This is a genomic window from Fibrobacter sp. UWB15 (assembly GCF_900177705.1).
Taxonomy (GTDB): domain Bacteria; phylum Fibrobacterota; class Fibrobacteria; order Fibrobacterales; family Fibrobacteraceae; genus Fibrobacter.
In genome coordinates this window covers 68,806-81,381 of the sequence record NZ_FXBA01000010.1, presented here as the reverse complement: position 1 = coordinate 81,381, position 12,576 = coordinate 68,806, and the positions used below count along the sequence as shown (strand labels likewise).

Genomic DNA, 12,576 nt, shown 5'->3' with positions numbered 1-12,576 from the left:
TACATGACGAACAAATTACACGAACTTGTAGAGGTCGGTAATGTCTTCGTTGTTCTTGTCGTAGAACCAGAACTGGTTGATGTGAGCGTGTTCGTCTTCCACCAGGCTGATGCTCATGCCATGCTTGTATTCCAAGTAGTTGAACATGCGGTTGTGGTCCTTGCAGAGCACGTCGATCACCTGGGCGCTTACCACGAGGGTCACTTCGCGGAGCTTGCCCTTGGCCTTGGCGCGAGCCATCCAGCGGTCGATCATGCCGAGCGTGGATTCGAGCGTTGCAATACGGCCATCGCCGTCGCAAACCGGGCAGCGTTCGGTCTTTTCAGTCATCAGGTTCACGCGGACGCGCTTACGGGTGACTTCCATGAGGCCAAACTGGCTGATGGGAGCGGGGCTGATCGGGGCCTTGTCGCGGCGGATTGCCTTGCGGAATTCCTGGTAGACCTTTTCGTTGTCTTCTTCGGATTCCATATCGATAAAGTCGATAATAATCAGGCCACCCACATCGCGGAGCCTAAGCTGCTTTGCGATTTCGTAGCAGGCGTCGATGTTGGTTTCGAGGATGATCTTGCCCTGGTCCTTGCCGTGCACCTTCGGTCCGGTGTTCACGTCGATAGAGACGAGTGCTTCGGTCTGTTCGATGACGAGGTTGCCGCCACGCGGGAGCGGTACCTGACGCTGCAGGGAACGGGCGTAGTCGTTTTCGATCTTGAAGTATTCGAACAAGCTTTCGTTGGAACTCCAGAGCTTCACCTTGTCGAGCTTGTCCGGCGAGAGTACCTTGAGGTATTCACGCAGGGCGAAGTATTCGTCGCGGTTGTCGATATACACGTAGTCGGTGTTATCGCTGAAGTATTCGCGAACGGTCTGTTCAATAGAATCGGATTCTTCGTAGATGCAGGTTTCGGCAGGCTGATTTTCGAAGTTGTACTTCGTCTGTTCCCACTTGCTTTCGAGTTCGCGCATCTGCTTGTTGATTTCGAATTCGGATTCGTTCAGACCGTTGGTACGAACGATGTAGCCCACGTCGCGACCCTTGAGGCGGCGGACCACCTTCTTGAATTCGCGGCGCTTGGCCGGGTCGCGTTCACGCTTGGACACCCCAATGAAGTTGGTGCCTGGCATGCACACGAGGAAACGACCTGCAAAGCTCAGGTGCGTGGTCAGACGGGCACCCTTGGTGCTAATCGGTTCCTTGACCACCTGAACCATGATTTCTTGACCTTCTTGCAGAATTTCGTCAATCGAGACTTCCTTGGAAGAACCGTCCTCGTCGTCATCGTCGCCATATTCGCGGCGGAGGAGTTCGTTTCTGTCCATGGCGTCTTCTTGATGCAAAAAGCCTGCCTTTTCAAGGCCAATATCAATGAACGCAGCCTTGAGTGCCGGAAGCACCTTCTGGACCACGCCCTTATAAATATTGCCCAGAACTCGATTAGAAGATACACCCTCAACGACAAGTTCAACGAGTTCGCCGTCTTCCATGATGGCGATACGTTTTTCGTAAGGGGTCTTACTAATCAAAATTCCGCGCTTGCACTTATTTGCCATTAAAGCTCCTAAAAGTAAGCAAAACTTGTTGGACGTCCCTAAGAAGCTTTCCAAAAGTATGGACGCTTCCGAACCCACGTGTTTCTCTTACGGAAAGTACCGCATTTCCACAGCGTAAAGTCTAGGGAACATAAATATAATAAGTCCGTATTCATATTCCGGATTTCAAAAAATGAAAATAGGCGGAATTTCAAGAAAAAAAGGCAAAAAAGACAGAAAATTACATATATTTTAAACAATAAGAAGAGAGGAATATATGGGATTTAATTTCCGCGGGCTCGCTTTTAAGCAGTCCTTGATGATTCTCGCGGCTATTACAGTCGTGTTCGGCTTGATTTTTGGCATCATGAGTTACAAGACTCAGAACATGCTAAACAAGATGACCGTCGAGAACGGCGAAGAAACAAGCCGCGCCAACGTGAACTACATCGACAAGCTCTTTAACGCAAGCAAGCTCATTGGCGAGGACTTGTCGCACAAACTGACCGATCACCCCATGACCAAAAGCGACATGGACGACTTTTTGCTGCAGTCGCTCTTTAACGCCCGCAACCTGGTGCCCCAAGTGGTCGCTGTGGTAGTCGCCTACGAACCGGGAATGGGCCCCGAAAACACAGAAGGCGAATACATGCGACTCGCCCGCTTTGACCACGTTGATACCAAGCTTGTATCTGGTGCGAACTACCAGGACAAGGAATGGTACTACAGCGTAAGAGACGGCAAAACGAGCCGCTGGCAAGAACCCTTCATTGGCGAATTCGTCCCGGAACCGATTGCAGTCTATACCGTTCCCCTTTTCAAGAAAGACAAGAATGGCGAAGACGTGCTAGTCGGCGTGCTTGCCGTTGACATGTCCATCGAATTCCTGAAAGAAGAAATCGGATCGATTCCTGTTTCGAACTCCGGATACGCCTTGGTTACCACCGCCAAGAACTTGGCTGTGGCGTACCCCAAGGAACTTGCCCAAGGAAAAAGAAACCGCGACATTATTGTAAGGGAAAAGCGCGGACAGAAGCTAATCGATTTTGACCGCAAAGGCCGCGACAGCAGCGGGCTGTTTATCGGTACGGTTGCCGACGGCGAAGAATCGGCCATTTACTACACCACCATTAATTCTACCAATTGGACATTCATGGTTGTCTGGCCTATTCAAAAGTACCTGGAAGACCAGAAGGCCATGCGCAAGCTATTCCTGCTGATGGCTCTCGGCGGCTACGGCATCATACTCGTGATTATCTTGCTGATTTCTTTCCGCGTGGCAAAGCCGCTCAAGGAGCTGGCCATGGCGGCCAGAAAACTGGGACGCGGAAACTTCGATGTCGCCATTCCGAAAATGAAAGGCCGTGACGAGGTTGCAGAATTTGCATGGGCATTCTCGAATATGCTCACCGAACTCAAGGACAACATTGAAAAGCAAAAGGACATGAAGCGCATCGAGCGCGAACTTGACCTTGCACGGAACATTCAACTTTCGATGTTGCCCGGCGAAGAACGTGACGAAAACTCCGATGATGACCGCCACGAACTTGCACCGTTCCTGCTCCCCGCCAAGGAAGTGGGCGGCGATTTCTACGACTTCTTTAAAATTGATAACGATCATTTGTGTGTAGTGATTGGCGACGTGTCCGGCAAGGGCGTTGCCGCAGCCCTGTTCATGATGGTTGCACGAATAATCCTCCGCACCATGACCAAGAACTTGAAGTCTGTCGTTGACGCTTTCAATAAAACCAACTACGCTCTCGCCAAGCGCAACCGGCTGAACATGTTCGTAACGGTCTGGGCAGGCATTATCGACCTGCGTACAGGACATATTGACTTTGCCTCGGCGGGCCACAACCCGCCTGCAATCCGACACAAGGACGGCTCCGTGGAATTTATTCCCAGTAAGGCAGGCCTCGTGATGGCCGCCATGGAAGGCACTGTTTACAAGTTGCAGACTTGCGAAATGAAAAAAGGCGACACGCTATTCCTTTACACCGACGGTGTCACCGAAGCGACCGACAGCAATAACCAGCTGTTCAATAACGATAGACTTATTGAAGCGCTCAAGAAGAGCGGCAACATGAACACCGCAGACACATGCTCTTTTGTAAAGAAAGAAATCGATTCTTTTGTGAAGGATGCTCCGCAGTTTGACGACATCACCATGCTCGCCATCAAATTCAACGGAAGCGACGAACCCGTGTGGGAACGCTACGAAAAAACGATTGACGTTTCGGGCAACAACAAGGGTGAACTCAAATCGTTTGTAGAAGACATCTTGACACCAATGGATGGAGCAAAGAAAATGCAAATGCAAGACGCTTGGGAGCGTTATGAAAAAATAGTGGATGTTATTCCCGAAAATCAGGACATCCTGACGGCCTTCGTGGAAGGAATCCTTGCGCCCATGGACGGTTCCATGAAGTCGCAAATGCAGATCAACATCGCTATCGACGAAATCTATAGCAACATAGTCAAGTTCTCGGGTGCGACCGAGGTGACCCTGATTGTGGAAATTCGCAAGGCGACGATGATGGCAAGACTCACCTTTATCGACAACGGCAAGCCCTACGATCCCATTAAGCAAGCCGACCCCGACATTTCGCTCCCGGCCGAAGAACGTGAAATCGGCGGGCTTGGAATCTTTATCGTGAAGAAGACCATGGACAGCGTATGTTACCGCAGAAATGGCGACAAGAATGAACTGGCAATCACCAAGACTTTATAAAAAAATTAAATTAAAGAGAGAGGTTAATTATGCAAATCAACAAAACACTTAACGGAGATGCACTGACTATCGCTATTACAGGACGTATCGATACCCTGACCGCTCCGCAACTGGACGCCGAAATCCAGGGCAAGCTGGACGGAATCAAGTCCCTCGTCATCGACCTGAAGAACGTGGAATACATTTCTTCTGCCGGTCTCCGTATTTTCCTTGCCGCGCAGAAGATCATGAACAAACAGGGTTCCATGGTCGTAAAGAACGCAAGTTCGGCCATCAAGGAAATTTTCGAAGTGACCGGGTTCTGCGACATTCTGACTATCGAATAACCAGCCTATTTAATAAGATTGGTCCGCAAGACTTACCCCCGACCCCGGTCGGGGATTTTTTATTACCGGGGCCGTTGACACGTTTTATGCATATAACTATATTTATGCATAAACAAGGATTTTTAAAAAGGATATATTAACATGGAATACAAAATTAAGGATATCAACCTTGCAGTGGAAGGCCGCAAGGAACTCGACCTCGCCGAAACCGAAATGCCGGGCCTGATGGCGCTGCGCAAGGAATACGCCGGCAAGAAGCCGCTCGCTGGCGCCCGCATCATGGGTAGCCTCCACATGACCGTGCAGACCGCTATTTTGATTGAAACGCTCGTGGACCTCGGTGCCGACGTGCGCTGGGTGAGCTGCAACATCTTCAGCACGCAGGACAACGCTGCCGCCGCCGTCGTGGTGGGCAAGAAGGGCACCGTAGAAAATCCGCAGGGCGTGCCCGTGTTCGCCTGGAAGGGTGAATCCTTGGAAGAATACTGGGAAAACACCGCCCGCGCCCTCGTGTGGCCCGACGGCAAGACCGCAGACCTCATCGTGGATGACGGCGGCGACGCCACCATGCTCGTGACCTGCGGCGCCGAATTCGAAGACGCCGGCAAGGTGCCCGAATTCAACCCCGCTACCGACAGCGAAGAATGGGGCGTGTTCCTCGCCACCTGCAAAAAGATTTTCGAGAAGGACCCGAAGCAGTGGACCCGCGCCCGCGAGGCTCTCCGCGGCGTTTCTGAAGAAACCACCACCGGCGTGCATCGCCTGTACCAGATGGCCCAGGCCGGCCGCCTCAAGTTCCCGGCCATCAACGTGAACGATTCCGTGACCAAGTCCAAGTTCGACAACCTCTACGGCTGCCGCCACTCCCTCATCGACGGCATCAACCGCGCCACCGACGTGATGATGGCTGGCAAGATTGCCGTAGTGTGCGGCTACGGCGACGTGGGTAAGGGCTGCGCACAGTCGCTGCGCGGTCAGGGTGCCCGCGTGATCATCACCGAAATCGACCCGATTTGCGCACTCCAGGCCGCCATGGAAGGCTACGAAGTCAAGACCCTCGACGAAGTCGTGAGCTACGCCGACATCTTCGTGACCACCACCGGCAACACCGGCATCATTAGCGCAGCACAGATGAGCAAGATGAAGCACCGCGCCATCGTCGGTAACATCGGCCACTTCGACAACGAAATCGACATGGCTGGCCTCAAGAAGATTCCGGGCATCAAGAGGAACGAAATCAAGCCGCAGTACGACGAATGGATTTTCCCCGACGGCCACAGCATCCTCGTGCTCGCCGAAGGCCGCCTGCTGAACCTCGGCTGCGCTACCGGTCACCCGAGCTTCGTGATGAGCGCAAGCTTCACGAACCAGACCATCGCGCAGATCGACCTTTGGCTCAACGCCCAGGGCAAGCAGACTGTCGCCGGCATCAAGTACGAAAGCGGTGTCGTCTATACGCTCCCGAAGATCCTCGACGAAAAGGTCGCACGCCTCCACCTCGAAAAGCTCGGCGTTCACCTGACGACCCTCACCAAGGCCCAGGCCGACTACATCGGCGTGCCTGTGGAAGGCCCGTACAAGGCTGATCATTACAGGTACTAGTGATTAGTGGTTGGTGGTTAAGAATAACTACTAAAGACGAGAGAAGCGTCATCCTGAGCGACCATAGGTCGCGAAGGATCTAAAAATTTCCCCGTGCAATTAAAATGCGCGGGGAGTTTTTTTATAAAAAATAGCTGAAAATCCATACCAAGAAACAACTTTGATATAATTTAGGTTGTGGATAAAACAGAGGATACCCAATCAGAATTATATCAAAGGGAAGAATTTTAAGCCCCTAAATTGAGAACCGAGTAGGCTGATTCCTTACTGGACGGTTCCAATTCACGGCGACCAAGATATTACACCATCTCGATCGCTAAATCCACAAGTAAACTTATAAACTGGTGGCAGTTAATGTCATAAGGAGCTTTTATGGAAAAAAAGCTTAAGAGTTGTATTGTTTGCGTCAAAAAATGGTTGAATGAAACAGCTAAAATTCGGAAAGCGATTGGCCAACTAATTAATATTTTCAAGTTGGCAAAGCTAATCAGCGAATATTGGCCTATAATTCACGCATTGATTAACCAATTCATAAACAACTAGCAAAAAAACTTCCTAAACCGGAACTTAGCAACAAAGTTCCGGCAGGAAGTATGTCTTTACATCCTTACCCAGCCCTCACTGCATTCAGCAAATCCTGGTAGCTCGCTACGTGTGCGTAGTGGACATTCCCGGTCGAGGCTTCATTGAACAGCTTCTTGGCGCATTCGATTTTTGCCTTTTCGACAGGGCGAAGCATCATTGTATCCATTGAACCTTTTGTTTCGGCAACAAAGAATACGTGTTTTACTTTGTCCTTTTCAAAGGCGATAGCCCAGTCGGGAGCGTAGTTGCCTACAGGGGTCGGAATCTGGAAGCTTCTCGGTAGTTTGGCGTACACGCAGACTTCGGTTGCCTTTTCTAGAGCTTCGGCAAATTCTTTTTCGCCATTGCTGTCGGGGAACACATATTCCATGATGCTCTTGTTGGCGGGGATTGCGCGTTCGTATGTTGAAGAATGCTTTTCGTTAGTGAAAATGGTACTGTCGTAAGTGTCGTCGATTGTGTTGTAGCGAATGCACTCCACAATCATGGTCGCTTTCTGTTCCTTGATGGTCTTGATGACTTTGCTGATAAATTCTTCAGGATTGCTCTTGAATAATGCAAACTTGCTTGCGTCAATCCGCTTCAATATGGCGACGACGGTTTTGCGGGTGAGGGTCGCGCCCTTGGCAATTTCACCGACCAGATCATACTTGGTTTGCGACATGGCGGCGATATCGACTACTTCCGAAGCGGTTTTTTGGTTGTCGCCAAAATCGTTTACGTCTTTCTGCTCGCCAGACTGCACTGTATAAGACAACTTCTTCACAATCAAGTTTGCATTGATATCGTCCACGACTTTCTTGATAAGTTCGTCGCTGTCGTAGTGCACGGTATAGGCGTACTTGTGGTTGATTTGATTCCACAGTTCCTGGAATTCCTTCTTTTCGAAGTTCGCCTTGTTGAGTCCGTTATCCTTGATTTCTGTCTGGTTGCCGTCTTCGACCATTCCGTCAAGGGCGATTGATTCGTCAAAGATAGATTGCACAAGCTTGTGGACATCTGCTTCCATGGGGGCGATGGAAGCCTTCTTGATAGGCTCCAGCGTTCCGTTCTTGAGGGCGATCTTGTAAACCTCGGTAACGTTGCCCTTGTCGTCAATGTAATCGTTAATGAGCAAGTAGGCGTGAATGGCATCCGCTTCGGCCTTTGTAATCGGGCGTTTGACTCCATCGACAGTGACGTTCTTGCCGATAAAGAATTCTTCGTCGGCCTTTGTCGGGCGAGTACGCAGGACTTCCTTGGTTTCGGCTTGAAGGCCCGAAACGAAATCTTTGTAGCTTTCGTTTGCAATGACGGTCAGCTTGTTGACTTCGTGAATGTTTTCGCCGAGTGAATCAAGGTCCATGCGGTTGCCGTTGATATCTACACACAAGCGAAGGCCGCGGCCTACTTCTTGGCGTTTTGCCGTAGCGGAACTTGCGTGGCGCAATGTGCAGATTTGGAAAACGTTCGGATTGTCCCAGCCTTCACGGAGTGCCGAATGCGAGAAGATGAATCGCGTCGGTTCATCAAAACTGAGCAACTGTTCCTTGTTTTTGAGAATCAAGTCGTATGCAGAAATATCGTCCGCGATGTCGGAACCACGTTTAAGGGCGCTATTGATGGCATGACCCTTCTTGTCGATGGAAAAATATCCGTTATGGACTTGTGCGGCATCAAAGCGGTCCAGATACTCCTGATATTTCCCGTTGAACAGGTTGCTGTTTTCGTTACGGTAGTAATCGTATTCTTCTTCGAAAATTTTCTGGTATTCGCCTTTGACTTCGTTGCCTTCGTCATCGTAAGACTTGTATTTGGAAACTTCGTCAATGAAGAACAGCGAAAGCGTCTTGATGCCGCGTTCAAAATTAAACTTTTCTTTTTCGAAGTGTGACTTGATGGTTTCGCGAATTTGGGCGCGCTTCATGGCGTCTTCGGAAATATCGCCGACAACTTGTCCCTTGCTTAGAACAACATCATTGACAAAAGTAACTGAACTACGTTCAGGGTCGATATTCAGGACTTCGAGCCCCTTATAGACCTGGAGGCCTGTCGCTGTTTCAAGCTTGTCGCCCGCCACGAAACTCAAAATTTTGCGGGTGATGACTCCGCTTTTCAACTTGACATTGACTTCTATCTTTGCGATGGGAGCCTTGTTCTTGCTTTTGACGATGTCATCAAGATACATGTAATCCTTGATGCCCGGGATATTGCTGATTTCAAAACCCTTGACCTGGATTTTCTTGACAAGTTTCTTGTTGTATGCATCCAGTGCGTCCAAGGCGTAAATCAGGTTATGGTCGGTCTTGTGAGTTGCCGAGAAATATAGGGTGAACAGCGGATTGAATCGCTTGAGGCCTGCTTGCGTAGCAGCGCCTTCCATCTTTTGCGGTTCGTCCATAATGATAATCGGGCGGTTCGCGGCTAGCACATCAATAGGTTTACGGCTTGCAAATTCATCGCGCTCGGAATAGATAATCTTGCTTTCTTTATTGTTCGCGCCCTCTTTCATGGAACTGGCGAACGCTTGCGTGTTAATAATCATCACGTTGATTCCGGCATCGCTCGAATAGGAATCAATCTTTTGCAGGTTAGAACTGTCATAGACGAACCACTTGGCCTTTTTGCCGTAGTGTTCAAAGAAATGCGTCTCCAGCATTTCGAAACTTTTTGCGACACCTTCGCGGATGGCGATACTCGGCACCACCACGACGAACTTGCTCCAACCATATCGCTTGTTCAGCTCGAACATCGACTTGATATAGACATACGTCTTGCCGGTGCCAGTCTCCATTTCAATGTCAAGATTCACAAGTCCAAGATTCTTGTTCAGCTTTTCAGACTTTTTGATGTCGTTTTCGAGCTGGAGTTGGCGGATATTTTCAAGAAGATTGCCTTCGGATTGCACCAGTTCGTGGTTACTGTAGCCTTCCTCGTTTTCGAGCCTGAGCATGGGTGAATTGACCTTGCCGATATCGCGACGGTACAAGGTTTTGTCAATACAGGGTTCGCCATCGAACACGCGGGCAATGCATTCCACCGCGTCGGTCTGGTACTGTTGAATCTTGAACTTAAACTTCATGTTTTACCCCGAGTTCTCTTAAATTCCACTTTAAATTGAATTTAAGAGAACCTCATTTTTTTCGACGTTTTAATCCTTTTGCTAAAGAATCACTTGCTTGTTTATATATCATGTATAATCCATCTGATTGTGTCGTCTTCTCGCTTAACTTATGCTGTAATGAATCTAATTTTTGATTTTGTCGTTTTATACTATCAACATATAATTCATTCTTTTTTGACAGTGAAAGGATTGAATCGTTTAATGTTTCTTTTAACTGTTTTACATTTTGCAAAGCGTCTAGAGATCTATTTAAAGATATTATACTGTCATTTAGGTCCGAGTTGTTTTTTTGTAATTCATTTTTTTCTGTCTTTAAGGACTCGCGTTCATCATATAGTTCTTTTTCTTTTGAGTTCGCCCCTTGATTGTAACTTAAACCTATTACTGGAGCAATGATAATTCCAACAATGGTTATAACATGTCCTTTACTCCAACCTTCAACTTTTTTTATTGTTGGAGGAATAGGCGTATGAGCATTTATATAGCCTTCTGTATATACAATGAGATTTGCTAGCTTGGATGGGCCATTTCCGGCAAGACTTATATAGTCCCAACTAATATCATTTTTTTCATCAAATGGTAAAATTGTAGGCAAATCCGTAGGGTTACCATTATTATAAGAAATTAAATTATAATTATCAATCAGTCCCTTTAATGTCGTAGGAGTTTTTATTTCGCCATTTTGAAGTTTTTTAGCTGTTTCAAGAATACTTTTTAATTGTCCTAATTCAATACTCATATATACATCTTCCATTACAGTACCTTCCGGATGGTGTCTTTGCTGTAGGCGTTCCAGAGTTGTTCGAAGTTGTCGGCGACGTTGTCGGTGGCGAGGGAGCTGTCGCGCATGACGAAGTAGTAAGGCTTGAGTTTTGCGATTTCGGTGATGGTGGCTTCGTCAATTTTTTCGTCGAAGCAGGCGACGAGTTCCTTGTCGTTTACGAAGAATACTTTCTTGCCGTTGATTTCGCGTTCTTCGATTTTGCTAGAGAGTTCAAGGTCACATTCTAGCATGACCTGGAACAGCAAATCCATCGGGGTGCGGTCGCGTTTGATGTTGGTGTCGAGTTTATCGAGGAAACCCTGGTCGATGTCGGCGGGTTTGTAATACACGTCGTTCATGTTGCTTTCGGCAAGTTTCAATACGCGGAAGCCGATGTCAAGATTTTGGGCGGTAAGACCCGTTTCTTCCTTGATTTTCTTGCCGGCACGGCGGATACGTTCCTTGCCGATTTCACAGATGGTCTTGTAGCCAGCCTTGTAAGCTTCGGAGTCCTCTGCAGTCACTTCAGGTAACTGAACGCAGATGAATTTACGATTGCCATTATCTTCTGCGTTAAGTTGCATTACAGCGTGGGCTGTTGTTGCAGAGCCAGAGAAGAAATCAAGAATAAGGGCATTTTCATTATTTTGTATAAAGAAATTGATTAAATATGTTAATAGAGATGTAGGTTTGGGATAATCAAAAATTTTCTTTCCATCAAAAATTTGAGATATTGATCTTCCTGCATTTTCTGTTGTATCAACACCTACTTGAGAATCAATTAAATTCGGAGGCACCTCTCTATTATATTCTGCTTTTTTGTAAGAAATAACGAGCTGTTTTGAAAGTTCGATTTTTGTTCCAGATTTGATTTGTTCATTGAGTGTTTCTTGAACCCAAATAAATCTGTTTTTAAATGTTACATCGTTTTTATTTACGCCGTTTTCTACAATTAGATCATTTAGCAATTCATTAGGAAATTTATCTGTTCCGTAAATGCCTTTTTTATAAGTACCATCAGGAAATTTCGCATGAACAGTTCCTGATTTGAACGTTAACTCCTTATAAGAGTTTTGTGGTTTTGTTATTGGATCATTACTAGGGCTTTCTTTTTTTACACCACGGAAAACATCTTCATTTTTTCCTTTTTGATATGCAAAGATGTATTCAATGTTTTTCTTTATTTTTTTTGACAGTGCTGGTGGTGTTGCTGATTTAAACCAATTCCATTGTCCGACAAAATTATTTTCCCCAAAAATCTCGCTACATAATTTTTTTAAGTTTTCCTGTTCATTATCATCAATAGAAATAAATATCACGCCGTCATCGCTAAGCAAATTTCTGGCGACTTTCAGGCGCGGGTACATCATGTTGAGCCAGTCGGTATGGAAACGTCCATTGCTTTCGGTATTCTTCTCGAAGTTCTGCAATGTCATATTTCCGTCTTCATCGAACATACCGCTCGTTTCGAGGAAGGTTTCGGAATCCTGCTTGAAGTTGTCGTTATAGACAAAGTCACTGCCCGTGTTGTAGGGCGGGTCGATGTAAATCATCTTGACTTTGCCCAGGTAGTTGTTCTGGAGCAACTTGAGTACTTCGAGGTTGTCGCCCTCGATGTAGAGGTTCTGCGTGTTGTCAAAATCGACGGATTCATCCTTGCAGGGGCGGAGCGTCATCGTGGTGGGTGCATTCGCCTTGCGGATGGCGTCGCGTTTGCCGGGCCAGTTGAACTGGTAGCGTTCCTTCTGCCCTTCGACCACTTCGCTGTTGATTTCCTGCATGAGCAGGTCCTTGTCGATGGCACGGACCGGGTTTCCGTCCTTGTCGAGCGATTCCGTGACGCAGTTCGGGAACAGCGCCTTGAGCTTCTCAAAGTTCTCGCTTGCCATATCCACAGTCTTCATCTTCAATTTCTCGGTCATGTACGCTCCAGTCG

The 12,576-nt window shown here is 47.7% G+C and carries 7 protein-coding genes; 3 read left to right on the top strand and 4 right to left on the bottom strand.

Features of this window, described 5'->3' with window-relative positions; translation table 11 throughout:
- Positions 1 to 15: 15 nt before the first annotated feature.
- Complete coding sequence (locus tag B9Y58_RS12515; RefSeq protein WP_073057475.1) at positions 16 to 1,551, bottom strand: Rne/Rng family ribonuclease; 1,536 nt, start codon at positions 1,549 to 1,551, stop codon at positions 16 to 18.
- Between the two features lie 256 nt (positions 1,552 to 1,807).
- Here B9Y58_RS12515 and B9Y58_RS12510 point away from each other — a divergent pair, with 256 nt between their 5' ends.
- From B9Y58_RS12510 to ahcY, 3 genes are all read left to right on the top strand, one after another.
- Complete coding sequence (locus B9Y58_RS12510) at positions 1,808 to 4,261, top strand: SpoIIE family protein phosphatase (RefSeq protein WP_073057472.1); 2,454 nt, start codon at positions 1,808 to 1,810, stop codon at positions 4,259 to 4,261.
- A 29-nt stretch (positions 4,262 to 4,290) separates the two neighbouring features.
- Positions 4,291 to 4,587 carry an STAS domain-containing protein gene (locus B9Y58_RS12505; protein ID WP_073057469.1) on the top strand — a complete coding sequence of 99 codons (297 nt, stop codon included), beginning with the start codon at positions 4,291 to 4,293 and terminating at the stop codon, positions 4,585 to 4,587.
- Between the two features lie 141 nt (positions 4,588 to 4,728).
- On the top strand, positions 4,729 to 6,189 hold the full coding sequence (ahcY, locus tag B9Y58_RS12500; protein ID WP_073057466.1) for an adenosylhomocysteinase: 1,461 nt from the start codon (positions 4,729 to 4,731) through the stop codon (positions 6,187 to 6,189).
- 607 nt (positions 6,190 to 6,796) lie between these two features.
- Here the strand turns inward: ahcY and B9Y58_RS12495 are convergent.
- Genes B9Y58_RS12495 through B9Y58_RS12485 form a run of 3 tightly spaced genes read right to left on the bottom strand, consistent with a single transcriptional unit; the run spans position 6,797 to position 12,562 of the window.
- Positions 6,797 to 9,835: a type III restriction-modification system endonuclease gene (locus B9Y58_RS12495; protein ID WP_073057463.1), complete on the bottom strand. Its 3,039-nt coding sequence runs from the start codon at positions 9,833 to 9,835 to the stop codon at positions 6,797 to 6,799.
- 52 nt (positions 9,836 to 9,887) lie between these two features.
- Positions 9,888 to 10,631 carry a hypothetical protein gene (locus B9Y58_RS12490; protein WP_073057459.1) on the bottom strand — a complete coding sequence of 248 codons (744 nt, stop codon included), beginning with the start codon at positions 10,629 to 10,631 and terminating at the stop codon, positions 9,888 to 9,890.
- A complete protein-coding gene (locus tag B9Y58_RS12485; protein WP_199220978.1) occupies positions 10,631 to 12,562 on the bottom strand; it encodes a site-specific DNA-methyltransferase in 1,932 nt (643 codons plus the stop codon). The genes B9Y58_RS12490 and B9Y58_RS12485 overlap by 1 nt, the downstream gene beginning before the upstream one ends.
- Between the last annotated feature and the right edge of the window lie 14 nt (positions 12,563 to 12,576).